Here is a 25025-nt window from a genome sequence, read left to right on the forward strand (position 1 = left end):
GCTGTTTTTTCACGCGCATCTTCCGACTATGGCGAGAATTTTGTTGGCACTTTGCTTACGCAGTCGATGGCGAATGTCTCACAAGGCGTTTAACTGCGGTTCAGAATCCGGGGAGGCCGGTCAGTGTCGATCGCAGATGAGGGTGGAGGAGGGCAACGGGCATGATGCAGGTGGCGTGGTCCGGATCCCATTCAGGAGATAAAGGAGGGAAAGCGGGGGTGACCCAAGAGGAGATCGCCTCCCCTTGGGCGAGAGGGTCAGGGGTGCTGGCTGCCACCGTACCATTGGCATAGGTAGGCGGGGACCAGCATCTGGGGTGCCTGGTCAACGTGACAGACCACCAGCGGCATGGCGGGGGCTCCCTGGGCATGCACCAGGGCAGGTGTCATGGGCAGGACCAGGGCGACGAGCAGAAACAGCGACGGGATCTTCATGGTTATCTCCTTGGTGACGGGAACGAATGTGACAAGCATCACTTTTTGAGTTAAGGCGAACCCGAAATCGGCGCAAGGTGACTGAAAAAATTCAACTAATGAAAAAACTTTGAATCCCGGTTGCACTCCGGTCGGTGAAAAAGTCGCCATCAGGATGCGTGCAAAATGCATATCCATATAAAAGAGATAGTACACACGACTTGGCGATGAGGCTCGCCATCTGGCCCGGTCGGGCCGCCATGATCTGGGACAAGAGATGGATTATTCAGCGATAAAGGAGCAGGTGATTATTTATGTGAGAGCAAACGGGATGATAAGCGAGATTAAATTCAAAGTTGGGTGAGCTTTATTCAAAAAATGAGCATTTTGATTTTAATGTAATGATTTATTTGATGTTTTTTATTTGTGACTATCCATTTATGGATATCATGAATGAATGGAATTGCACTCTTTGTGGAATATATTGGGGCTTTATTGCGTATTTATGCCGGATGGAGGGTGAGGGAAATGTCAGATATGTAAACTCCATCATAAATTAACTTCTGAATTTATGCAGTCTCGGGTGAATGTGATCAATGTCCAAGTTTGGTGGAGTTGCCAGACCTAATCTCTGCGTCGAAAGGCAAGGGCAGGATAGAACACAAGCCGAGTACCCTACATAAAGAATATCCCGCCTTAGCCACGAGCCTGAATAGAAGGAATCTATTCAATCACTCGCAGGGACCACTGCTAGACGGAATATCATCATGAGCAAATTTTATGTAGGTTCTGAAGTTGGCCAGTTGCGCCGTGTCATGTTGCACCGCCCCAACCTCAGTCTGAAGCGTCTGACCCCTTCCAACTGCCAGGATCTGCTGTTTGACGACGTCCTGTCCGTGGAACGTGCCGGTCAGGAGCACGACAAATTCGCTCAGGTACTGCGCGATCAGAATGTCGAAGTCTTCCTCCTGACCAATCTGCTGGCGGAAACCCTGGACGTGCCGGAAGCCAAAGCCTGGCTGCTGCAACACCAGGTCTCCGACTATCGCCTCGGCACTGCCCTGGCCAACGACGTGCGCTGTTTCCTGGCGGACATGCCTCACCGCGAGCTGGCCCGCATCCTCTCCGGCGGCCTCACCTACTCCGAGATGCCCTACAGCGGCGTCAACATGGTGGTCGGCATGCATGCCCCGACCGATTTCATCATCGAACCGCTGCCCAACCACCTCTTCACCCGCGATACCTCCTGCTGGGTCTATGGCGGCGTCTCCATCAACCCCATGGCCAAGGCCGCCCGTCGTCGCGAGACCAACCACGTGAAGGCCATCTACCGCTGGCACCCGCAGTTTGCCGGTCAGGAGTTCATCAAGTACTTCGGTGACGAGGAGCGCGACTACGACAACTCCACCATCGAAGGGGGCGACGTCCTGGTCATCGGCCGTGGCGCCGTGCTCATCGGCATGTCCGAGCGCACCACGCCGCAAGGGGTGGAGCATCTGGCCCGCAGCCTGTTCAAGCACGGTCAGGCCAAGCAGGTCATCGCCATGGAGCTGCCGAAACACCGCAGCTGCATGCACCTCGACACCGTCATGACCCACATGGATGTCGACACCTTCTCCGTCTATCCGGAAGTCATCCGCAAGGATGTGAACTGCTGGAGCCTGACCCCGGGCGGTGCCACCGGGATGAACATCAAGGAAGAGGGTTACTTCGTGACCGCCATCGAGAAGGCGCTGGGGGTGGATCAGCTCAGGCTCATCACCACCGGCGGCGACAGCTTCGAGGCCGAGCGGGAGCAGTGGAACGACGCCAACAACGTGCTGACCGTGCGCCCCGGCGTGGTGGTGGGTTACGAGCGCAACACCTACACCAACGAGAAGTACGACAAGGCCGGCATCACTGTGCTGCCCATCCCGGGTGAAGAGCTGGGACGTGGTCGCGGCGGCGCCCGCTGCATGAGCTGCCCGATGGAACGTGACGGCATCTGACAAGACGGCGTGGCGCCGGCAGAGGCTGGCGCCACACACACCCGAACTCGAGAGTAACACCCATGAAAAAACCAACTGTCGTCGTCGCCCTGGGGGGCAATGCCCTGCTCCGCCGCGGTGAACCTTTGGAAGCCGACATCCAGCGCAAGAACATCGCCACCGCCGCCAAGACCATCGCCCGCATCGCCGAGGATTACAACGTGGTGCTGGTGCACGGCAATGGCCCGCAAGTCGGCCTGCTGGCCCTGCAGAACAGCGCCTACACCAAGGTCTCCCCCTATCCGTTGGATGTGCTGGGCGCCGAGTCCCAGGGCATGATCGGCTACATGCTGATCCAGGAGCTGAAGAACCTGATGCCGAGCCGCAACGTCACCGCGCTGCTGACCCAGGTGCAGGTGGACCCCAAGGATCCGGCCTTTGCCAATCCGACCAAGTTTATCGGCCCCGTCTACGAAGAGGCGGAAGCCCGCGCCCTGGCTGCCGAGAAGCAGTGGAGCGTCAAGGCTGACGGCAAGTTCTTCCGCCGCGTGGTGCCGTCCCCGCTGCCCCAGCGCATCGTCGAAGGCGACGCCATCGAGACCCTGATCGCCCAGGGCCACCTCATCATCTGTACCGGTGGTGGTGGCATCCCGGTGACCTGGGATAGCCAGAGCCTGACCGGCATCGAGGCCGTCATCGACAAGGACATGTCTGCCGCCTACCTGGCCAAGCAGATCAAGGCCGACGCCCTGCTGATCCTGACCGACGCCGATGCCGTCTATCTGGATTGGGGCAAGCCGACCCAGCGTCCGCTGCGGGTCACCAGCCCGGACGAGCTGGCGGGCGTCAAGTTCGATGCCGGCTCCATGGGGCCCAAGGTCGAAGCCTCCTGCGAATTCGTCAAGGCGACCGGCGGCATGGTCGGCATCGGCTCCCTGGAAGATGGCCTCGCCATCCTCAAGGGGGAAGCCGGCACCAACATCGTCGCCACCAATACCGTCAATGCCTGAGCCAAGGCTCTGGTCTGAACAACTGCGTAGTCAATGACACTGCCAAATTGGTCTGAACAAATATAGAGAGAACTCATCATGGCTTTTAATCTGCGTAACCGTAACTTCCTGAAACTGCTGGACTTCACCCCTCGCGAAATCCAATACATGATCGATCTGGCCATCGACCTGAAGAAAGCCAAATACGGTGGCTATGAGCGCAAGCATCTGGTCGGCAAGAACATTGCCCTGATCTTCGAGAAGACCTCCACCCGCACCCGCTGTGCGTTCGAAGTGGCGGCCTTCGACCAGGGCGCCCAGGTCTCCTACCTCGGCCCGAGCGGTTCCCAAATCGGTCACAAGGAGTCCATGAAGGACACCGCCCGGGTGCTGGGCCGCATGTATGACGGCATCGAATACCGCGGCTATGGCCAGGAGATCGTCGAAGAGCTGGGGGCCCACGCCGGTGTACCGGTCTGGAACGGCCTGACCAACGAATTCCACCCGACCCAGATCCTGGCGGACTTCATGACCATGCTGGAGCATGGCAAGGGCAAACGTCTGGATCAGATCAAGTTCGCCTACCTGGGTGACGCCCGCAACAACATGGGCAACTCCCTGATGGTGGGTGCCGCCAAGATGGGCATGGACATCCGTCTGGTCGCGCCGAAAGCCTTCTGGCCGGAAGAGGAGCTGGTTGCCACCTGCCGCCTCATCGCCGAAGAGACCGGTGCGCGCATCCACCTGACCGAAGACGTGAAAGAGGGTGTGCTGGGTGCCGACTTCCTCTACACCGACGTCTGGGTCTCCATGGGTGAAGCGAAGGAAGCCTGGGATCAACGGGTGAAGCTGATGACCCCGTATCAGGTCAACATGGACGTCATCAACGCGACCAAGAACCCGGATGTGAAGTTCATGCACTGCCTGCCGGCGTTCCACAACGACGAGACCACCATGGGCAAGGAAGTGGCCGACAAATATGGCATGAAGGGCCTGGAAGTGACCGAGGACGTGTTCGAATCCGAGCACAGCATCGTGTTCGACGAGGCGGAAAACCGGATGCACACCATCAAGGCAGTGATGGTGGCTACGCTGGGCGACTGACGTCGTCAGTGGTGCCGGGGGGTGACCCCCGGCTTTTCAACCATGTGACAGCGGCATAATACCTCCAACCCTACGACCCGCAGCCTGCATGGATACCACACCCACAGAAGGAAGCTGGACCATGACCAAATTCAAGTTCCCGTCAGCCTACACGATACTGTTTGTGCTGATCGCCCTGGTGGCCGCCCTGAGCTGGATAGTGCCGGCCGGCAAATACGAGATGACCATGAACGAGGCCCTCGGCAAGGAAGTGCCGGTGGCCGGTACCTACAAACTGGTGGATGCCAATCCCCAGGGGATCGTCGACGTGCTGCTGGCACCCATCGACGGTCTCTACAACCACGACACCTATGAGGCTGGCGCCATCGACGTCTCCCTCTTCATCCTGATCATCGGTGGCTTCCTTGGCATCGTGACCAAGACAGGTGCCATTGATGCAGGTATCGAGCGCGTCACCGATCGCCTGCGTGGCCGTGAAGAGTGGATGATCCCGATCCTGATGGCGCTGTTCGCCGCAGGGGGCACCATCTACGGCATGGCGGAAGAGTCCCTGCCGTTCTACACCCTGCTGGTGCCGGTGATGATGGCCGCCCGCTTCGACCCCGTGGTCGCTGCCGCGACCGTGCTGCTGGGGGCCGGTATCGGTACCCTGGGCTCCACCATCAACCCGTTCGCCACCGTGATCGCCGCCAACGCGGCCGGCATCTCCTTCACCGACGGCATCTGGTTGCGGGTCGCCATGCTGGTGGCCGGCTGGCTGATCTGCGTGGCCTATGTGATGCGTTACGCCAAGATGGTGCGAAGCGATCCCAGCAAGTCCCTGGTGGCCGACAAGTGGGAAGAGAACCGAGCCCACTTCCTCGGCAACAAGAGCGACCAGATGCTGGAGTTCACCACCACCCGCAAGATCGTGCTGGGCATCTTCGTCGCCGCCTTCGCCGTGATGATCTACGGGGTGGCCGTGCTGGGCTGGTGGATGGCGCAGATCTCCGGCGTCTTCCTGGCTGCCGCCATCATCGTCGGCGTCATCTCACGCATGAGCGAGGAGGAGCTGACCTCCAACTTCATCGACGGTGCCCGCGATCTGCTCGGCGTGGCCCTCATCATCGGTATCGCCCGCGGTATCGTGGTGGTGATGGACAACGGCATGATCACCCACACCATTTTGCACAGTGCAGAGGGGATAGTGACCGGCCTCTCCACCATCGTCTTCATCAACGTGATGTTCGTGCTGGAAGTGGTGCTCTCCTTCCTGGTGCCCTCTTCCTCCGGTCTGGCGGTGCTGACCATGCCGATCATGGCGCCGCTCGCCGACTTCGCCAACGTGGGCCGCGAGCTGGTGGTCACCGCCTACCAGTCCGCCTCCGGCCTGGTGAACCTGGTGACCCCGACCTCCGCCGTGGTCATGGGGGGGCTGGCCATCGCCAAGGTGCCCTATGTGCGCTGGCTGAAGTGGGTGGCCCCGCTGCTCGGCATGCTGACTGTGCTGATCGTGCTCTGCCTGAGCCTGGGTGCCGTGCTGGCATGAATGCCGACAGAGATAGGGACAACAACGGGAGCCTGGGGCTCCCGTTTTTTATGGCAGGCAAGGCGGGGCGCCCGGGCTCTCCCGTGGTCTGACTCCTTGCCGCGCGGGCAACAAAAAGGCGACCCCGGGGTCGCCTTCTGGCATCCAGCAGGGGTCAGCGGGCGTTTTCCAGGGTGCGCACCACGGCGGCGTGAGCCTGGCGGGTTCGGCTGATGTGGCGCGGGGCGATCAGTACCACGTCGTTGCCGGCCACGGCCCCCAGGATCTCGGGATTGGCGTTGCGATCCAGCAGGCGAGCCACCACGGTAGCGGCCCCCGGGGTGGTATGCACCAGCACCATCTGCTGGTTGTGGACCACGGCGCGCACCATGTCGTGGATGGAGCGGGTGCTGCCGGCGGGCTCCAGCTGCTCGTCCACCAGGGTGTAGACCTTCTTGCCGTTGGCGTTCTGGGCCTTGGCGACCCCGAGACGGCGCAGCAGGCGGGAGATGGTGGACTGGCTGATGTCCGCAAAACCGCGGGCGGAGAGCTCGCGGCGGATCTCCTCCTGGGTGCTGTAACAGTGCTGGCCGATGATCTGGCGGCAGGCGTCGAGCTGGGCCAGGTCGGACTCTGGTTCTGCTGGGCGGCTGAGGGTGTTGACCATGGCGACTTCCTTTGGCGATGAGCGATGGCGGTCTCGCCCAGTCTGTCGTTCCGGCTTTTCATAGCGAAAAACACTAATGAGGAGCACTCAAGCAGGGGATGAGCGAGGTATATCCATTACGGGATGGCAAATTATAACCAAAGGGGGAATAAGTGATGTGACAGGGTTCAAAAATGGGCCCGATGGGGCCCACATGGATATCTTTTGTCGGCAGGAAATCAGTAGCGTTCGCTGACGATGTCCTGGGTGAAGGACTTCTCGCAGTATTTGCACTTCATCCGCACTGCCCCTTTCACCTCGCGCACCCGGAAGTAGCTCTCCACCGGTTCGTTGTGGGAGATGCAGTTGGAGTTGGGGCAGTGGAAGACCCCTTCGATGAACTCCGGCAGCGCCAGCTGGTGCTTCTTCACCACCACGAAGTCTTCGATGATGTTGACGGTCGCCTTGGGGGCGAACAGGGCGAGCTGGTTGGCCTGCTGCTCGGTCAGACGGGTGTTCTCGATCTTGATGAGATCCTTCTTGCCGAGGGCGCCGGATTTGAGGTTGAAGCCGACGGTGATCCGCTCCTGGGTCTCGATCAGCTGGAACAGCTTGAGGATCTTGATGCCCTGGCCGGCGGGGACGTGGTCGATGACGGAGCCGTGACGGATGGCTTCTACTTGCAGTTGGTTCTTCTCGGACATGATGTTCCCCTTTCCCTTAGACGGTTTCGTTCAGTACCAGTGCCAGCAGTGCCTGGCGGGCATAGACCCCGTTCTCCGCCTGCTGGAAGTAGTAGGCGTGAGGGGTCTTGTCGACGGCGACCTCGATCTCGTCAACCCGGGGCAGGGGATGGAGGATCTTCATGGTGGGCTTGGCCCCTTCCAGGGTCGCCAGCTCCAGCACGAACTTGGCGGCCATGTGCTTGTACTCGGTCTCGTCGAAGCGCTCCTTCTGGACGCGGGTCATGTAGAGGATGTCGAGCTCCGGCATCACCTCTTCCATGGTCTCGTGCACGCTGAAGCGGATGCCCTTCTCTTCCAGCTCCTCGCAGAGGTAGTCCGGCATGGCCAGCGCCTCCGGGGAGATGAAGAAGAAGCGGCAGTTGAACAGGCTCAGGGCCTGGGCCAGGGAGTGGACGGTGCGGCCGTACTTCAGGTCACCGACGAAGGCGACGTTGAGGCCGTCCAGCTTGCCTTGGGTCTCGTGGATGGAGAAGAGGTCGAGCAGGGTCTGGGTGGGATGCTGGTTGGAGCCGTCACCGCCGTTGATGACCGGCACCCGGGAGAACTCGGAGGCCAGACGGGCTGCCCCTTCCTTCGGGTGGCGCATCACCACCGCATCGGTGTAGGAGCTGATGATCTTGATGGAGTCGGCCAAAGTCTCGCCCTTCTTGGCGCTGGTGTTGCCGCCGTCGGCGAAGCCGATGATGTTGCCGCCCAGGCGCTGGACCGCGGTCTCGAAGGAGAGACGGGTGCGGGTGGAGGCTTCGAAGAAGCAACTGGCGACCAGCTTGTCTTTCAGCAGGCGGCTGTCGGGTTCGGCCTTCAACCGCTGTGCGGTGGCGACCACCAGTTCCATGTCGGACCGGGTCAGGTCCGAGATGGAGATGACGTGTTTGTTATAGAGTGGATTGGTCATCGTCTGCATTCCCTTTGGCATCAATGAAGGTTTTTCCGGCACAAAAAAAAGCCCCTGAAACAGGGGCTCTTTTCAAAAAAAACGGGGGATCTGTGGGACGGGAACCGGAAACAACGGGGCCGCTCTGGTGCGCTCCACCCGTCTGCAAGGCTGCTTTTTTCATCAAAAACGGCATTGTCCTGTCCCGACCTTTTTCAAAACCGCACCGATTATAGGGCTGGTTTTTGAATTGTCAAAAATTTATTTCAGAGGCAGGATTTGGTCGGAAAAACGTTTAAGTATCGCGAACGGGTCGACAAATCCAGAGTGCGTGCTGCGCCTGCAAGGGGGCGCCATCGGCGGCCATGCTGCGCAGGTAGCCGAGCCTGTGGTGCCCCTCCAGCAGGCAGTAGGGATGGGGCAGGGGGTGACCGTCCGGGTAGCAGGTTCCCGGGGCGGTGGCGAGGACGATGACAGGCTCGGACCAGGTGCCCCGGTGCAGCATGTCATCGCCGAGCCAGGAGCGGCGCACGTAGCGGTTGCTGCGCAGCATCTCGCCCCAGCGATCGATCACCTCCATGTGGCGGGAGTCTATCTGCTCGATAATCTGCGCGGTGGGCCAGTGCTCGCACTCGAACTGGTGGCTGGCGAGATCGATAAAGCTCCAGTTGGATTCAAAACCGCGCCAATGACGGTAAATCCACTGGGCGAGCACATTGGAGGGAATGGAGGGCACCAGGGGAGAGACTCTGTCCAGATAGTCGGCCAGGGTCTCCGTCTTGCGCTCATCCCGGAAGTTGAGGGGCGCAAGCTGTTGCAGCAGTCGGTAATTGAGCATGGGCAGCCTCCCTGAGCCTGGTTTCACCCTACCCCCATTTGTGTCCCATTCCTACCCCGTCGGGGCTGCAAATACAGCAGCTTACCCCCGCTCCTTGTTGGAATTGCGGGGATCTGCTCGTCATTTGTTCGATCGCATCGAAAGTGAGAAAAAAAGCCTTTACCTTTGACCTCCGCTTTGTATACTACGCCTCGTTTGTTGCAGGGGCGTAGTTCCAATTGGTAGAACAGCGGTCTCCAAAACCGATGGTTGCGGGTTCGAGTCCTGCCGCCCCTGCCATTTTTCAGAAAGGCCAGCTCATTGAGCTGGCCTTTCGCATTTCCGGCGTTTGCCACCGCCTCCGTTAGCCTCTTTTTCCCTGCTTCGCCGCTGCCATTTCTGCCAATGGAGGCCGCTTTTCCCCTGTGCTACACCTTGCTTCCTGCCAGATGGCGCCCTCAGGCGCATCGCATCCGGCGGGCCCAAGGCGCTTCAACAAGGAGAGAGCGATGAACAAGGCAGTGGATACGCGTCACCCCCATGCCCATGCCGGTGGCTGGGTCCCCCGGGATCAGGCCCATGTGGCGCGCTGGGTACAGCGGCTGCGTCAGGCGGTCACCCGCCAGCCTCGCCCGCTGGTGGCCCCGATCGCCGGATTGAAGGCGCTGGTGGAGCAGGATCCCCTCCTGCATCAGCAGGCCCAGGGGATGTTTGACGAGGCGTGGCAGCACGAGCACAGCACGCCGCTCGGTCAGGTCCAGGTGCGCAGCTTCGATGAGTTCCTGCAGCTGCTCAACGGCATCATGACCACGGCCCCGGAAGCCTATCAGGATGTGCAGACCCAGGAGCCCGCCGGGCTGATCGGATTCCCCATCAATGCCCTGCTCAACTGGCCCATGGCGACGGCCGCCGGGTACGACTTCTTTGCCAATGCGCTGGTGAACCAGCAACTGCGCAAGATCCTCGGTTACTGGGCCGACTTCCTGCAAAGTCCCGCGTCCCGTTATGTGCTGACGGAGTCGGTGAGCCCCCTGGATCGCCAGACCCTGATCGTCCCCTGGCTCGGGGAGGTGGCGAAACGGGAGATGGTCAAGGTGGCGCTGGGGGCGCTCGGGGCCGGCGACAACCCCACCCCAGAGCGCTTCGAGGGGATCTTCCACACCGCGCCGGGAGAGGAATACGAGGGCTTCGCCAGCTGGGACGACTTCTTCACCCGCCGCTTCTGCCCCGGCGTGCGGCCGGTGACGGCCCCGGACGATGACAGCGTGATCGCCAACGCCTGCGAGTCGGCCCCGCTGCAGGTGGTGACCGGGGTAAGGCGGCAGGACGCGTTCTGGCTCAAGGGGCAGCCCTATTCCCTGGACAACCTGCTGGACTTCGACCCGCGCGCCGCCGCGTTCGAGGGGGGCACCCTCTATCAGGCCTTCCTCAGTGCCCTCAGCTATCACCGCTGGCACAGCCCGGTGAGCGGCACGGTGCGCTCGGTCAAGGTGGTCAACGGCAGCTACTACCTGGCCAACCGCCACCAGGGTTTCGACAGCCCGGCGGGGCCCGACCCCAGCGCCCCGAACCAGTCGCAGCCCTTCCTCACCGCGGTGGCGACCCGGGCACTCATCTTCATCGAGGCGGACAACCCCAAAATCGGCCTGATGTGCGTGGTGCCGGTGGGCATGGCGGAGGTGTCGAGCTGCGAGGTGACGGTGCAGCCGGGGCAGCGGATCGCGAAGGGGGAGCAGCTCGGCATGTTCCACTTCGGCGGCTCCACCCACTGCCTGCTGTTTCGCCCCGGTGTCGAGCTGGCGTTCGACTTCTACGGCCAGCAGCCGGGGCTGGAGGCGACCAACCTGAGGATCAACACGGCGCTGGCGCGGGTCAAATAACCCAGCCGCCGGACAGTAAAAGGCCGCCCTTGAGGCGGCATTGTTGTTGTGAATCCCTCAGGGTTGTCGTTGCAGCAGGAGATCCAGATAGGCGCCTTCGATCAACCGGGAGTGCTCGATACCGAGACGCGCCATGATGTCGTGAGCTTCCTGCATCCCCACCTCGCGCGGCTCGTCATCTTCCAGCACCACTTCCAGTTCGAGGAAGTGACCCAGCCCTTCAACCCGGTCGAGATGGATCCGGGTTCTGCCCACCAGAAACAGGGTCCGCTGTTTTCGCACTCTGCCAATCTGGCCGCAAGCCAGGGTGAGCGTTTCCCGCAGCTTGTCCGGCTCGTTCGTTGGCGTGATGTGGTAGTAGCTCTCCTTCGGACCCTGTTGATCAGGCCTGCGGTAGAAGATGAGCTGGCCTGCCGACGGGGAGAGCGTCCGCAATTTGAAGCGGCCCGATTCACAGCGAAAGAAGGTATCGTCCTGGGCGATGTCGACGGGGCCCTTGTCGGCGATGGCCGCGGCTCTGGGGATAAGGTCATCGACCCCGGCTATGCGGGCTTTGATCTCGATATTTCGTGGCATGGCAGCGGGTTCTCCTTGAAAACGGGATACCCAATCTAGCACAGCCCACGTTGTCGAGAGGGGGGCAACAGGGGGAGCACCAGCTCGGTACCTGATGGATGCTCAACCCTGCCCGCCAACCCTCTTTTCAGACGCCTGAAACCGCCCTCAAGAGACAGGTCAGCGGGTGCTGGCCTGCTCTGCCGGTGCCTGCCCGTCATCCGCGACCTGACCTCATGGCCGCCTTGTGGTGCCTGCGGGTGTCAGCATGGAATAGTGAACAGTCTGTTGCTGGTAGTGCGTTCTGTTGTTGATAGATGAAAAAATATCAGGATTCACTAAAGACCGTTCATCATTGTGCCGATAGAACTACCAAGATGGGGGTATTCCCGGCCCCCGGCTACCACAAGGATTCGTTGTCATGACTCTCTCGTTGCGCGGCAAGCTGCTCGCGGCCAGCCTGGGGGTAGTGCTGCTGATGGCAGCCCTGCTCGGTATCGTCGCCTTCCACACCCTCAAATCCCGCACCCTTGACGCCATCCAGAGCGAGGCGGTCAACTACGGCCACGCCCACTCGGTGGCCATCGGCAACTGGCTGGCGGATCGCAAGCACGCGGTCGACGCCCTGGCCGCCGTCATTGCGCGCGACCCCGACACGGCCCTGGTGCCCCACCTGTTGCAGACCCGCACCTCCGGCGGTTTCGGCCTCACCTATTTTGGTTCGGCGCAGGGGGAGATGACCCGCCACGATCCCGCCCTCAACACCGCCAACTATGACCCCAGAGCCCGCCCCTGGTACCAGAACGCCGACAAGGCGGGCAAGCTCATCGTCACGCCGCCCTATGTCAGCGTGACCATGCAGCAGATGGTGGTGACCCTGGCCGAGCCGGTGAGCCACCAGGGCCGGGTGATCGGGGTGGCCGGGGCGGATCTCTCCCTCGACGCCCTCATCGACGAGGTGCTGGCCATGAAGGTGCAGGGAGAGGGCTACGCCATGCTGCTCGACCGCACCGGCCTCATCGTCGGCCACCCGAACAAGGAGCTGGCGCTCAAGCAGGTGGCGGAGCTGGATCCCGGTCTCACCGGGGCGGCGCTGGATGCGTGGAGCCGCGACGGCGAACTGCACGGCGCCAACCTGAACGGGCGCGAGGTGCTGCTCTCGGTGCAGGGCGTGCCCGGCACCGACTGGCTGCTCGCCATGGTGATGTACAAGGAGGTGCTGGAGGCGCCGCTCGCCTCCCTGCTGTGGCAACTGGTGGGGCTGACCCTGGTGCTGCTGCTGGTGTTCGGTGCCCTGCTCATCGCCATGTTCAACTACCTGTTCGCGGATCTGGGACGGGTCTCCAGGGCGCTCGCCGACATCGCCCACGGGGAGGGGGATCTCACGGTGCAGATCGCCACCCGCAGCCAGGATGAGGTGGGGCAGCTGGCCCAGAACTTCAACCAGTTCGTGGCGCGACTGCACGGCATCGTCAGCCGGTTGCGGGACGTCACCGTCGAGCTGGCGGCCCAGTCCCGCACCCAGGCGGCGGGGGCCGAGGCCCGCAGCCAGCGGGTGCGCCAGCAGCAGGACGAGATCGTCATGGTGGCGACCGCGGTGACCGAGATGGCCTCCGCCACCCAGGAGATCGCCGGCAACGCCGAGTTTGCCGCCAACACCGCCGGCGATGCGGTGCGCCTCGCGGTGGCCGGCCAGTCCCAGGTCGGCCAGAGCCAGCGCAGCATCACGGGGCTGGCGGGGGAGGTCTCCGACGCCAGCCAGACCATCCACGAGCTGGATGGCCACGCCCAGCAGATCAGCGGCATTCTGGCCACCATCAGCGGCATCGCCGAGCAGACCAATCTGCTGGCCCTGAACGCCGCCATCGAGGCGGCTCGGGCCGGGGAGCAGGGGCGCGGCTTTGCTGTGGTGGCGGACGAGGTGCGGGTGCTGTCGCGCCGCACCCACGACTCCACCGCCGAGATCCAGCAGATGATCGAGGCGCTGCAGCAGACCACCCGCAAGGCGGTGGGCGGCATGGAGGCCAGCCGCCAGCTGGCGGGCACCAGCGTGGAGGACGCCGAAGCGGCGAATCTCAGCCTGGGCAGGATCAACGAAGCCATCGGCGCCATCAGCGACATGGCGACCCAGATCGCGGCGGCGGCCGAGGAGCAGACCTCGGTGACCGGCGAGATCAGCCGCAACACCGAGAATATCCGCCACGTCTCCCAGGCGCTGGCGGCCCAGGCTGGCGAAGAGGCCGCCCAGGCGGCCCAGCTCAAGTCTCTCACCGAGCGGCTGGAGCAGGAGATCGGGCGCTTCCGGCTCTAGGGGCAGACCCCGATGTGACAAAGGCGACCCCGGGGTCGCCTTTATTCATCCTGTGTATGGATATTATTTCGTCATGCACCCGCTGAATAATGCCGGGTCCTGGCCCTGCAACGGGCGCAGGCAGAGGCTCAGAGGGGCTTGATGTAGCTGTAGAACTCGTTGTCCCGCTGGTAGCCGTGCCCTTCGTAGAGGGCCTGAGCCTGCCGGTTGTCGGTGGCGGTGCTCAGCATCAGGAAGGCGGCGCCCGTCTCCTGGCCGTGGCGATCGGCCCGCGCCAGCAGCGCCTGGGCCACCCCCTGCTGGCGGGCCGCCGGCGCCACGAACAGATCGTACAGCAGCCAGACGGGTTTCAGGGCGAGGGAGCAGAACAGGGGATAGAGGTGGGCAAATCCCAGCACCTCTCCCGCCTCGCTCTGGGCCACGAAGAGCACCGACTCCCCGGCGGTGCAGCGCTCCAGCAGGAAGGCTTCGGCGGCCTCGGGCCGGGCAGGCAGCTGGTAGAACGCCCGGTATTCCACGAACAGGGGGGTGACCCGGGGAATGTCCCCGGGGGTGGCCTGGAAGATCCTCATGGGGCGTTCCCCGCCGGATCCTGGTTGACCCAGATCAGCCGGTCGGTGGCAAAGCCGAGCCCCCGGGCCCGCTCGACCAGGGCCTCTACCTTCTCTTTGGGGGGATGGGGCGTGCGGGAGAGGATCCAGAGGTACTGGAGGTTGTAACTGCTCACCAGGGAGAGCTCATAATCCGTCGCCAGCACGTTGTAGCTGCCGTAGAAGGGGCCGAAGAAGCTCACCTTGAGGCGCCCCTCGTCGCTGTCGCCCACGAAGTAGGCGCGCCCCTCGGCCTCGCGCCACTCCCCCTGTTCGTCCTGCCCCCGGTTGATCACCCTGACACCGCCGTCATCCCGCAGGCTGTAGGTGGCGGTGACCCGGTTCAGGCCGCGCTCGAAACCGTGATCGAGGCGGGCCACCTCGTACCAGGTGCCGAGGTAACGGTCGAGCTGGAAGGGCTTGACCACCTGGTGGCCGGGGGGAATGCCGGTGCAGGCGGTGGCCAGCAGGGTCAGAACGAGCAGGATCAGTGTGCGCATGTCATCCCTCCACGATACGCAGTTGTCCCGAGCGAAAGCGTGCCGCGTGTTCGCTCGGGGTGTTGCCAAAGAAGCGTTTGTATTCGCGGCTGAACTGGGAGCCGCTCTCGTAGCCTACCTTGTCCGCCGCCACCCCGGCCTTGAGGCCGTCGTGCAGCATCATCAGCCGCGCCCGGTGCAGGCGCAGGGTCTTGATGTACTGCAGGGGCGAGGTGGCGGTGGCCGCCTTGAAATGGTGGTGGAAGGCCGAGACGCTCATGTTCGCCTCCCGGGCCAGCTCCTCCACCGTCAGGTTCTCGGTAAAGCGCTGCTCCATGATACGCAGCACCCGGGCTATCTGGCTCACCTGGCTGTGACGGCTGGCCATGGCCAGCAGGGCGGGGGCCCCCCCTTCGTGCAGGGCGTGGAACAGGATCTCGCGCACGATCTGGGGCCCCAGCACCCGGGCGTGGAGCGGCTTGTCCATCACGTCGATGAGGCGCTCCACCGCGCAGAGCATGGTCTCGGAGAGGGGCACGGAGACGACGCCGCGACCCGGTTCCGCCGGGGCGGGGGCCGCGTCCCCCATCTCCAGCAGCAGGGCCTGCAGCGCCGCCACGTCGATCTCCACCGAGAGCCCCACCAGAGGGGATTCGGGGGAGGCGAAGCACTCGCACTCGCAGGGCAGCGGCAGGGTCATCATCAGGTAGTGCTCGGGGTCGTAGCGGAAGGTGAAGTCCGAGAGATAGCCCACCTTGTGCCCCTGCAGGATGATGATCATGCGCGGGCGGTAGAGCACCGGGATGCGGTCGTGATGCTCCGTGGTGTAGATGAGGTGCACGCCGGGCACGGGGGCGGCGGTGATCCCCGGGTGGGGTGCCAGGGCGGCGAGTCGGCTGGCGAGGGCGGACTGGTGGGTCGCCGCGATGGGCTGATTTGTACTCATTTATCCAGGCTCAGTAGAAATAGGCAAGAAATCGGCAGAAAGTTCCCTTGATGGTAGGTGGTTATAAGAGAAAAATGCAACCCATACCTTACCGACTACGACCACCCCGGGAGATCCCATGAACAACTTCATCCTGCACACCCCCACCAAGGTGCTGTTCGGCAAGGGCCAGGTGGCCCAGCTGCGCGGCCAGATCCCCAGCGACGCCCGCATCCTCGTCACCTACGGCGGTGGCAGCGTGGTGCGCAGCGGCCTGCTGGACCAGATCCGCAGCGAGCTGGCCGGCCTGACCCTGTTTGAATTTGGCGGCATCGAGCCCAACCCCACCTACGAGACCCTGATGGGTGCCGTCGAACTGGCCCGCGCCGAGAAGATCGACTTCCTGCTGGCGGTGGGTGGCGGCTCCGTGCTGGACGGCTCCAAGTTCATCGCCGCGGCCGCTCACTACGATCCGGCCAGGGATCCCTGGCACATCCTCGAGACCGTCGGGGGCGAGGTGGCCTCCGCCATTCCCCTGGGCAGCGTGCTGACCCTGCCGGCCACCGGTTCCGAGATGAACATGGGCGCCGTCATCACCCGAAAGAGCACAGGGGACAAGCAGCACTTCTTCTCGCCCTTCGTGATGCCGCGCTTCGCCGTGCTCGACCCCGTGCTCACCTACACCCTGCCCGCCCGTCAGGTGGCCAATGGGGTGGTGGATGCCTTCATCCACACCCTGGAGCAGTACCTCACCTACCCGGTGGATGCCAAGGTGCAGGATCGCTTCGCAGAAGGGCTGCTGCTGACCCTGGCGGAAGAGGGGCCCAAGGCGCTGGTGGAGCCGGAAAACTACGACGTGCGCGCCAACATCATGTGGAGCGCCACCCTGGCGCTGAACGGCCTGATCGGAGCCGGCGTGCCCCAGGACTGGGCCACCCACATGCTGGGCCACGAGATCACCGCCCTGCACGGTCTGGACCACGCCCAGACCCTGGCGGTGGTGCTGCCCGCCCTGCTGCAGGCCAAGCGCGAGCAGAAGCGCGCCAAGCTGCTGCAATACGCCGAGCGGGTCTGGGATCTGCGCAGCGGCAGTGACGAGGCGCGTATCGACGGTGCCATCGCCGCCACTCGCGATTTCTTCGAGCGGATGGGGATCAAGACCCGGCTGCGGGATTACGTGGCCGACGCCCGGATCGACGCCCTGCTGGCCAAGCTCGAAGAGCACGGCATGACCGCCCTGGGTGAGCACGGCGACATCGACCTGGCCCAGAGCCGGCATATTTATGAGGCGGCCTGGTAAGCAGAGCGTGCCTGAAACGGGCCCAAGGCCCGGTTGCACCAGGGGGCCCGAACCCGCCAGCAGGCGGGGACGCGGCCCCCTGATCGTTGCAAAATGGTTACTTTTTCCCTTTTCATCTCATCAGATGAGCCAACGGCAGATTTCGTAAGAACAAAAAACGCTAAGGTAGAGGCCGGGTTAAACATTTTTTTTGACTGGTTGGATCACTTTTTTTAGCGCTTTTTGCTGGTATAAGCCCCTAATTTGGTTTGTTTTTTTTAATCATGGTCCGGGATGGGCTGAATTCTGTACCCGCCCGCCCGGGGCCGTGGTTGTAATAAAACTCCAAAATTTGATACTAATCACCCTCGCGCCTGAAAAGCGGGGGCCTGACCGTGACAGGAGGTCGAGGTGAAGCCTGCTGATTTTCATAACAAAGGGCCCGTGACCTGCACTTTGATCATGCCTTGTCCCCTCAGACATGAGAGACTTGGCGATGATTGTTTATTAACCATCAGGGAATAGTCATGCAGATTGGAATACCGAGAGAGAGTCTCGCCGGTGAGACCCGGGTCGCAGCGACCCCGGCCACTGTCGAGCAGCTGAAAAAGCTCGGCTTCGAGGTTGCCATCGAGGCCGGTGCCGGCCTGCGAGCCAGCTTCGATGATGCCGCCTTCGAGGCTGCCGGTGCCAGCGTGGTACCGAACGTCTGGCAAGCCGACCTTGTCTTCAAGGTCAACGCGCCGACCGAGGCCGAAATCGCACAAATTAAGGATGGTGCCACCCTGGTGAGCTTCATCTGGCCTGCCCAGAACCCCGAGCTGGTCAAGAAGCTTTCCGAGCGCAACATCAATGTGATGGCGATGGACATGGTGCCGCGGATCTCCCGTGCCCAGTCCCTCGACGCCCTCTCTTCCATGGCCAACATCGGTGGCTATCGCGCCGTCGTGGAAGCCGCGCACCAGTTCGGTCGCTTCTTCACCGGCCAGATCACCGCCGCCGGTAAAGTTCCGCCCGCCAAGGTGCTGGTCATCGGTGCCGGTGTGGCCGGTCTGGCCGCCATCGGGACCGCCGGTTCCCTCGGTGCCATCGTGCGTGCCTTCGATACCCGCCTGGAAGTGGCCGAGCAGATCGAGTCCATGGGTGGGGAATTCCTCAAGCTGGACTTCGGCGGCGAAGATGGCGCTTCCAGCGACGGTTACGCCAAGGTGATGAGCGAAGAGTTCATCAAGGCCGAGATGGAGCTGTTCGCCCAGCAGGCCAAGGAAGTGGACATCATCATCACTACCGCCCTGATCCCGGGCAAGCCGGCACCCAAGCTGATCACCAAGGAAATGGTGGACAGCATGAAGCCGGGCTCCGTCATCGTGGACATGGCGGCCCAGGCCGGCGGTAACTGCGAATACACGGTACCGGGTGAACTGCATGTCACCGACAACGGCGTCAAGGTGATCGGTTACACCGATCTGCCGGGCCGCCTGCCTGCCCAATCCTCCCAGCTCTACGGCACCAACCTGGTGAACCTGATGAAGCTGATGTGCAAGGAGAAGGACGGCAACGTCGCCATCGACTTCGAAGACGTGGTACAGCGCAACATGACGGTGGTCCAGGCCGGTGAAGTGACCTTCCCGCCCCCCGCCATCTCCGTCTCTGCCGCCCCGCAGAAACCGGCTGCCGCCAAACCGGCCGCCAAGAAGGAAGAGGCCAAGCCCTCCAACAAGAAGTTCGTGTTCGGTGCCCTCGGCATCGCCGCCTTCGGTTGGGTGGCTGCCGTGGCGCCTGCCGCCTTCCTCTCCCACTTCACCGTCTTCATCCTGGCCTGCGTGGTCGGTTACTACGTGGTGTGGAACGTCTCTCACGCCCTGCACACGCCGCTGATGTCGGTCACCAATGCCATCTCCGGCATCATCGTGGTCGGTGCGCTGTTGCAGATTGGACAAGGGTCGACCCTGGTCACCGTGCTGGCCTTTGTCGCCGTGCTGATTGCCAGTATCAACATCTTCGGTGGCTTCACCGTCACTCAGCGCATGCTGAAGATGTTCCGTAAGGATTAAGGGGGTTTAACGTGTCTCAAGGACTGGTAACAGCATCCTATATCGTTGCCGCCGTGCTCTTCATCCTCAGTCTCGCGGGACTGTCGAAGCAAGAAACGGCCAAGCATGGCAACCTGTTCGGTATCGCGGGGATGGCCATCGCCCTGCTCGCCACCGTCTTCAACCCGGAAACCAGTGGCGTCCACTGGATCATCCTGGCCATGGCCATCGGTGGCGCCATCGGCGTGCGGCTGGCCCTCAAGGTCGAGATGACCGAGATGCCCGAGCTGGTGGCCGTGCTGCACAGCTTCGTGGGCATGGCAGCGGTGCTGGTGGGCTTCAACAGCTTCATCGATCTGCACCCCTCCGCCCCCGCTGAAGTGGTGGTCTCCGTCGGCTCCAACCTGGATGCGACCCTGGCAGCCGCCCGGGCGGCGTTCGAGCAGGCGGCAAGCGTCGCCCAGGTCGAGCACCTCTCCGGCGCCATGCTGAACATCCACCTGGTGGAAGTGTTCCTGGGCGTCTTCATCGGTGCCGTGACCTTCACCGGTTCCGTGGTGGCGTTCGGCAAGCTGCGTGGCCTCATCTCTTCCAAGCCGCTGATGCTGCCGCACCGCCACAAGCTGAACCTGCTGGCCGTGGTGGTCTCCATCGCGCTGATGATCCACTTCGTCAACGCCGGTGGCTCCACCTTCGCCCTGCTGGTGATGACCCTGATCGCCTTCGCCTTCGGCTGGCACCTGGTCGCCTCCATCGGTGGTGCGGACATGCCGGTGGTGGTCTCCATGCTGAACTCCTACTCCGGTTGGGCGGCTGCGGCGGCGGGCTTCATGCTCTCCAATGACCTGCTGATCGTCACCGGTGCCCTGGTGGGTTCCTCCGGTGCCATCCTCTCCTACATCATGTGCAAGGCGATGAACCGCTCCTTCATCTCCGTGATCGCAGGAGGCTTTGGCTCCGACGGCGTGGCCTCCACCGCCGAGCAGGAGCTGGGCGAATACCGCGAGACCAACGCCGAAGACGTGGCCGACATGCTGAAGAACGCCAGCTCCGTCATCATCACCCCAGGCTACGGCATGGCGGTGGCGCAGGCCCAGTACCCGGTGGCCGAGATCACCCAGAAGCTGCGTGATCGCGGCGTCAAGGTGCGCTTCGGCATCCACCCGGTGGCCGGTCGTCTGCCTGGTCACATGAACGTGCTGCTGGCGGAAGCGAAAGTCCCCTATGACATCGTGCTGGAAATGGACGAGATCAACGATGACTTCGCCGACACCGACGTGGTGCTGGTGATCGGTGCCAACGACACCGTCAACCCGGCCGCCATGGAAGATCCGGGCAGCCCCATCGCCGGCATGCCGGTGCTGGAAGTGTGGAAGGCGCAGAACGTCATCGGCTTCAAGCGCTCCATGAACACTGGCTACGCCGGTGTCCAGAACCCGCTGTTCTTCAAGGAGAACACCCAGATGCTGTTTGGCGATGCCAAGGCCAGCGTCGAGGCCATCCTGAAGGCGCTGTAAGCGTTGACCGGATGAGACAAAAAGGGGGCTTCGGCCCCCTTTTTTTATGACCAGAGTGGATGACCGTGGCAGGGAACAGACAGACGGTGGTGCCTGCCTGCCTGCCTGCCTGCCTGTCTGTCCGGACTGACTGACGAGCCCTGGCTCAATTAAAGTTGAGCAAAAGCACCAAAAAACCACCTTGAAGGCCTCTCATGGGGCCTTTTTGTCATTTTAGTCGTGATTTTGCTCACATTTTGTGGTGTTGTCTCACCAGTCGGGCATAATGCCCGCGCAAAAAGCGGATTTGCTCAATTTTATTTGAGTCCGCTTCGAATATCCTTACCCAACGTTGACCGGATGACCCCATGACCGAGGTAGCTCCCTTGCGCGACGCCAGCACACTGACCGATGAAGAGCGCCATCTGATTGCCAGCTTTGAGCCTGCGGTGGCGGCGCTGTCCGCCCTGTTTGGCCCGGGCTGCGAGGTGGTGCTGCACGCCTTTGACAGCCTGCACGCCTCCGTCATCAAGATTGCCAACGGCCACATCACCGGCCGCCAGGAGGGAGCGCCGGTCACCGACTTCGCGCTCGACAAGTTGCACAGTGCCGCCGGCAGCCAGTGGAGCAGCTATTTCTCCCGCACCCGGGAGGGCTCCCTGCTGAAGTCCTCGTCCATCACCATCAGCAACCGCGAGGGCAAACCCATCGGCATGCTGTGCGTGAATTTCAGTCTGGACACGCCCCTTGGCAGCCTGCTCGACACCTTTGCCCCGCCCGCAGTGCCCCCTGCCCACGGCACCGAGACCTTCGCCAGCTCGGTGGATGATCTGGTGGCGCAGGTGATCGCCAAGGTGGACAGGGATCCCGGGCTGGGCAGCAGCGTGCGCAACAAGGCGATCGTGCACCGGCTTTACGACATGGGCATCTTCGAGATCAAGGATGCCGCCCAACTGGTGGCCGAGCTGCTCGGCATCTCCCGCCATACCGTTTACCTGCATATCCGCAATCACAAGGCGGAACTGGCCGAACAACAATGACGAGCCCGCACGCGGGCGCCATGAACATGAGACACATCGCAATGAACGCACAATGGACCGACTTTATTACCCTGCTCAAGCGTGAAGTGGTGCCGGCCCTCGGCTGCACCGAGCCCATGTCGGTCGCCCTGGCGGCGGCCAACTGCCGCAAGCTGCTGGGCCAGGTACCGACCCGCACCCGCGTCTGGGTCAGCGGCAATCTGTTCAAGAACGGCATGGGGGTCGGGGTGCCCGGCACCGGCATGATCGGCCTGCCGGTGGCCGCCGCCGTCGGCATCACCGGTGGCAACCCGGATGCCGGGCTGGAGGTGCTCAAGAGCCTCACGCCGGATCAGGTGGAGGCCGCCAAGGGGCTGCTGCCCACCATAGAGGTGGATGTGAAGGATGTGCCCGACGTGCTCTACGCCGAGGTGCTGGCCGAAGTGGAGGGGCACAGCGCCCGGGTGGTGATCTGTACCGACCACACCCGCATCGTGCTGATGGAGAAGGATGGCGAGGTGCTGATGGTGCAGGACAGTGCCCCCGGGGTGCAGATCCAGCCAGCCAAGGCCGACAAGCCCGCCATGACCCTGAAGGAGATCGTGGCCTTCGCCCTGGAGGTGCCGCTGGCCGAGATCGACTTCATCCGCGAGGCGGCCACCATGAACCAGGCGCTGGCGGACGAAGGGCTGCAGGGCTATGGCCTGCGCATCGGCAAGATCCTCACCGATCAGGTGGAGCGCAAGCTGCTTTCCGACGATCTGATGACCCTGGCCATGCGCCTGTCGTCTGCCGCCTCCGATGCGCGGATGGATGGCGCCATGCTGCCCGCCATGTCCAATTCCGGTTCCGGCAACCAGGGCATTGCCGCCACCATGCCGGTGGTCGCCGCCGCCCGCTTCCTCAAGGCCGATGACGAGCAGCTGGCCCGTGCCCTGGTGATGAGCCATCTGGTGGCCATCTACATCAAGGCCTACCAGAACAAGCTCTCCGCCCTGTGTGCCGCCAGTACCGCCGCCATGGGATCGGGGGCCGCCATCACCTGGCTGCTGGGAGGCCAGTTCGAGCAGATCAGCCACTGCATCAACAACATGATTGGGGATGTTTCCGGCATCATCTGCGACGGCGCCGGCAGCGCCTGCTCCATGAAGGTCTCCACCTCCACCTCGGCGGCGGTGAAATCCTCGCTGATGGCCATCAACAACCTGCGCGTGCCCCAGAGCGAGGGGATCGTCTCGGACGATGTGGACCAGACCATCGCCAACCTGGGTCGCCTCTCCAGGGAGGGGATGCTGGATACCGACATCGAGATCATCAACATCATGCGGGCCAAGCAGCAGGGTAAGCACCAGTGACCCCGGAGTGCCGCCGTCGGTCATAAAAAAACCGGAGCCAGTGGCTCCGGTTTTTTATTGTCCGTTCGCTACTCAGCCGCGACCGAGACGGTTGTCCGGGTAGTTTTTGGCCAGCACTTCTCGGGCATGCTGGGCCAGGGTCGGCATCTTCAGGGTGTCATAGGCGTTGACCATGATTTCCAGTGCCTTCTCGGTTTCCATCGTGTCGGGATAGGTCTCGACGATCAGCTTGGCGCGGTTGGCTGCGGCGATCAGGGCGTCACGCTTGACGTAGTACTCGGCTACCCCCAGGTCATAGCGGGCAAGACGGTTCTTCAGGCCGATCATGCGGGCACGGGCATCGGCTGCATAGCTGCTGTTGGGGTAGTTCTGCAGCAGGGTCTTGAAGTCTTGGAAGGCCTGACGGGCGTAGGAGGGGTCCTTGTCATCCCGATTGATGCCGAGGAAATCCTGGAAGAAGTTGTAATCCGCCGCCATGTTGGTCAGGCCGCGCATATAGAAGACGTAATCGATGTTCTTGTGCGCCGGGTTCAGGCGGATGAAACGGTCGATGTTGGCGATCGCCTGGGCGGTATCATCCTGCTTGTAGTAGGCATAGATGAGATCGAGCTGAACCTGGTTGGAGTAGGCACCGAACGGGTAACGAGAGTCCAGCGCTTCCAGCAGTTCGATGGCATTGAGGTAGTTGCCGGTATCCAGTTTGATGCGGGCTTTCTGGTACAGAACTTCCGGCGGTTCGTCGGGAACCTTGGGTTTGGTGCTGGAACAGCCAGTGATCAGGGTAGCGACCAAGGCGAGCGACATCAGCAGGTGAGACTTCTTTCCCATCAACAACATCCGGTCCATTTCCACGAAATTGGCAAAGTATCCGTTATGCTTGGCTAAAAGAAAAGCTAGAATACCCGGATTATTTCGAATTGATACCCCCGCTCAAGAGACCATACATGAGCCAGCATATTGAACTGACAGGCGAATTTCAGGATCACCAATTCGGGCAACGACTAGACCAGGCCCTGGCCGAATTGTTTCCCGACTACTCCCGGACCCGCATCAAGGAGTGGATTTTACAGGACAGAGTGACCCTGGACGGTCAGGTTGCCAATACCCCGCGCGAGAAAGTGGTGGCCGGGCAGCAGGTACATGTGAATGTGGAACTGGCAGACGACACCCGCTGGGATGCCCAGAACATCGAGCTGAACATTGTCTATGAAGATGAACACATCCTGGTGATCGACAAGCCGGCCGGCCTGGTGGTTCACCCGGGCGCCGGTACGCCGGACGGCACCGTGCTCAACGCCCTGCTGCACCGCTACCCCGGCATCGCCGAGGTCCCCCGTGCCGGTATCGTGCACCGTCTGGACAAAGACACCACGGGGTTGATGGTGGTCGCCAAGACCATTCCCGCCCAGACCCACCTGGTGGAAGCCCTGCAGGCACGCCAGATCACCCGTGAGTACGAGGCGATTGCCATCGGTCACATGACCGCCGGCGGCACCGTCGATGCCCCCATCGGTCGTCACCCGACCCAGCGTACCCACATGGCTGTGGTGCCCAACGGGCGCGAGTCCGTCACCCACTACCGGGTGCACGAGAAGTTCCGTGGTCACACCCGTCTGCGGTTGCGCCTGGAAACCGGCCGTACCCACCAGATCCGTGTCCACATGGCCCACATCAAGCATCCGCTGGTGGGGGATCCCGCCTACGGCGGTCGTCTGCGTCTGCTGCGCAACGCCACCCCCGAACTGACCGAGGCCCTGCGAGGTTTCCACCGTCAGGCGCTGCACGCCACCATGCTGAAGCTGGCGCACCCCATCACGGGTGAAGTGATGGAGTGGCACTCCCCCACGCCGCAGGACATGGTGGCGCTGATGGAAGTGCTGCGGGCGGATACCCTGGCCAATCCGGACGATCTGGTCTGGAACTGATCCCGAGGGCGGCCTTGCGACGATTCCTGCCGTAACCTGCCCTCCATGATCTGATGCGGGGCCCCTTGACTGGTTGCAGCCAAGGGGCCCCGTTTTCATATGAACGAAAGGAGCC

The 25025-nt window shown here is 62.5% G+C and carries 22 protein-coding genes and 1 tRNA gene; 13 read left to right on the top strand and 10 right to left on the bottom strand.

Annotated elements, in window-relative coordinates; all coding sequences use genetic code 11:
- Positions 1–257: 257 nt before the first annotated feature.
- Positions 258–434 carry a hypothetical protein gene (locus PG879_RS10855; RefSeq protein WP_010676012.1) on the bottom strand — a complete coding sequence of 59 codons (177 nt, stop codon included), beginning with the start codon at positions 432–434 and terminating at the stop codon, positions 258–260.
- Positions 435–1180: 746 nt separating this feature from the next.
- Here PG879_RS10855 and arcA point away from each other — a divergent pair.
- The 4 genes from arcA to PG879_RS10875 all read left to right on the top strand — a co-directional run bounded on the left by arcA (position 1181) and on the right by PG879_RS10875 (position 6001).
- Positions 1181–2401, top strand: coding sequence for an arginine deiminase (gene arcA, locus PG879_RS10860; RefSeq protein WP_010676011.1), 1221 nt, complete (start codon positions 1181–1183; stop codon positions 2399–2401).
- Between the two features lie 62 nt (positions 2402–2463).
- Positions 2464–3390, top strand: a complete 927-nt coding sequence (locus PG879_RS10865; protein WP_270830171.1) for a carbamate kinase — start codon at positions 2464–2466, stop codon at positions 3388–3390.
- 78 nt (positions 3391–3468) lie between these two features.
- A complete protein-coding gene (gene argF / locus PG879_RS10870) occupies positions 3469–4473 on the top strand; it encodes an ornithine carbamoyltransferase (RefSeq protein WP_010676009.1) in 1005 nt (334 codons plus the stop codon).
- Positions 4474–4594: 121 nt separating this feature from the next.
- On the top strand, positions 4595–6001 hold the full coding sequence (locus PG879_RS10875) for a YfcC family protein (RefSeq protein WP_010676008.1): 1407 nt from the start codon (positions 4595–4597) through the stop codon (positions 5999–6001).
- Positions 6002–6155: 154 nt separating this feature from the next.
- On the opposite strand, the gene PG879_RS10880 is transcribed toward PG879_RS10875, so the two are convergent.
- The 4 genes from PG879_RS10880 to PG879_RS10895 form a co-directional block, all read right to left on the bottom strand.
- Positions 6156–6647 carry an arginine repressor gene (locus tag PG879_RS10880; protein ID WP_039039633.1) on the bottom strand — a complete coding sequence of 164 codons (492 nt, stop codon included), beginning with the start codon at positions 6645–6647 and terminating at the stop codon, positions 6156–6158.
- A 218-nt stretch (positions 6648–6865) separates the two neighbouring features.
- On the bottom strand, positions 6866–7330 hold the full coding sequence (gene pyrI, locus PG879_RS10885; protein WP_010676006.1) for an aspartate carbamoyltransferase regulatory subunit: 465 nt from the start codon (positions 7328–7330) through the stop codon (positions 6866–6868).
- 16 nt (positions 7331–7346) lie between these two features.
- Entirely contained in the window at positions 7347–8267 is a 921-nt protein-coding gene (gene pyrB, locus PG879_RS10890) for an aspartate carbamoyltransferase (RefSeq protein WP_010676005.1), read from the bottom strand.
- Between the two features lie 274 nt (positions 8268–8541).
- Positions 8542–9084, bottom strand: coding sequence for a hypothetical protein (locus tag PG879_RS10895; RefSeq protein ID WP_042015644.1), 543 nt, complete (start codon positions 9082–9084; stop codon positions 8542–8544).
- Between the two features lie 202 nt (positions 9085–9286).
- On the opposite strand from PG879_RS10895, the gene PG879_RS10900 reads away from it, so the two are divergent.
- Together PG879_RS10900 and PG879_RS10905 are read left to right on the top strand one after the other, a co-directional pair.
- Positions 9287–9363: transfer RNA gene (locus PG879_RS10900), tRNA-Trp, on the top strand.
- Positions 9364–9572: 209 nt separating this feature from the next.
- Complete coding sequence (locus PG879_RS10905; RefSeq protein ID WP_270830173.1) at positions 9573–10943, top strand: phosphatidylserine decarboxylase family protein; 1371 nt, start codon at positions 9573–9575, stop codon at positions 10941–10943.
- Between the two features lie 57 nt (positions 10944–11000).
- Here the strand turns inward: PG879_RS10905 and PG879_RS10910 are convergent, their stop codons facing one another.
- Positions 11001–11519, bottom strand: a complete 519-nt coding sequence (locus tag PG879_RS10910) for a class IV adenylate cyclase (protein WP_216944810.1) — start codon at positions 11517–11519, stop codon at positions 11001–11003.
- 400 nt (positions 11520–11919) lie between these two features.
- Here PG879_RS10910 and PG879_RS10915 point away from each other — a divergent pair, with 400 nt between their 5' ends.
- Positions 11920–13809 (top strand): methyl-accepting chemotaxis protein, encoded by a 1890-nt coding sequence (locus tag PG879_RS10915; RefSeq protein WP_270830175.1) that lies wholly within the window; start codon positions 11920–11922, stop codon positions 13807–13809.
- 128 nt (positions 13810–13937) lie between these two features.
- Here the strand turns inward: PG879_RS10915 and PG879_RS10920 are convergent, their stop codons facing one another.
- The 3 genes from PG879_RS10920 to PG879_RS10930 are packed head-to-tail and all read right to left on the bottom strand — an operon-like array spanning position 13938 to position 15824.
- Positions 13938–14381 (bottom strand): GNAT family N-acetyltransferase, encoded by a 444-nt coding sequence (locus PG879_RS10920; RefSeq protein WP_270830176.1) that lies wholly within the window; start codon positions 14379–14381, stop codon positions 13938–13940.
- Positions 14378–14899, bottom strand: coding sequence for a lipocalin family protein (locus PG879_RS10925; RefSeq protein ID WP_223915494.1), 522 nt, complete (start codon positions 14897–14899; stop codon positions 14378–14380). Before PG879_RS10925 ends, PG879_RS10920 begins: the two co-directional genes overlap by 4 nt.
- Position 14900: 1 nt before the next feature.
- Positions 14901–15824 carry an AraC family transcriptional regulator gene (locus PG879_RS10930; RefSeq protein WP_010675998.1) on the bottom strand — a complete coding sequence of 308 codons (924 nt, stop codon included), beginning with the start codon at positions 15822–15824 and terminating at the stop codon, positions 14901–14903.
- A 118-nt stretch (positions 15825–15942) separates the two neighbouring features.
- Here PG879_RS10930 and yqhD point away from each other — a divergent pair, with 118 nt between their 5' ends.
- The 5 genes from yqhD to PG879_RS10955 all read left to right on the top strand — a co-directional run bounded on the left by yqhD (position 15943) and on the right by PG879_RS10955 (position 22985).
- Positions 15943–17103, top strand: a complete 1161-nt coding sequence (gene yqhD / locus PG879_RS10935) for an alcohol dehydrogenase (protein WP_010675997.1) — start codon at positions 15943–15945, stop codon at positions 17101–17103.
- 506 nt (positions 17104–17609) lie between these two features.
- A complete protein-coding gene (locus PG879_RS10940) occupies positions 17610–19136 on the top strand; it encodes a Re/Si-specific NAD(P)(+) transhydrogenase subunit alpha (RefSeq protein WP_010675996.1) in 1527 nt (508 codons plus the stop codon).
- A gap of 11 nt (positions 19137–19147) precedes the next feature.
- Complete coding sequence (pntB, locus tag PG879_RS10945) at positions 19148–20632, top strand: Re/Si-specific NAD(P)(+) transhydrogenase subunit beta (RefSeq protein WP_010675995.1); 1485 nt, start codon at positions 19148–19150, stop codon at positions 20630–20632.
- A 347-nt stretch (positions 20633–20979) separates the two neighbouring features.
- Complete coding sequence (locus PG879_RS10950) at positions 20980–21651, top strand: helix-turn-helix transcriptional regulator (RefSeq protein ID WP_041211936.1); 672 nt, start codon at positions 20980–20982, stop codon at positions 21649–21651.
- A gap of 26 nt (positions 21652–21677) precedes the next feature.
- Positions 21678–22985 (top strand): L-cysteine desulfidase family protein, encoded by a 1308-nt coding sequence (locus PG879_RS10955; RefSeq protein WP_041215805.1) that lies wholly within the window; start codon positions 21678–21680, stop codon positions 22983–22985.
- A 72-nt stretch (positions 22986–23057) separates the two neighbouring features.
- On the opposite strand, the gene PG879_RS10960 is transcribed toward PG879_RS10955, so the two are convergent.
- Positions 23058–23813, bottom strand: a complete 756-nt coding sequence (locus PG879_RS10960) for an outer membrane protein assembly factor BamD (protein WP_029314864.1) — start codon at positions 23811–23813, stop codon at positions 23058–23060.
- Positions 23814–23929: 116 nt separating this feature from the next.
- Between PG879_RS10960 and rluD the strand changes: the two genes are divergently transcribed.
- On the top strand, positions 23930–24910 hold the full coding sequence (gene rluD / locus PG879_RS10965) for a 23S rRNA pseudouridine(1911/1915/1917) synthase RluD (RefSeq protein ID WP_010675991.1): 981 nt from the start codon (positions 23930–23932) through the stop codon (positions 24908–24910).
- The last annotated feature ends 115 nt before the right edge of the window (positions 24911–25025 follow it).

The sequence above is a fragment of the Aeromonas sp. QDB63 genome, from assembly GCF_027707425.1.
Lineage (GTDB): Bacteria > Pseudomonadota > Gammaproteobacteria > Enterobacterales > Aeromonadaceae > Aeromonas > Aeromonas caviae.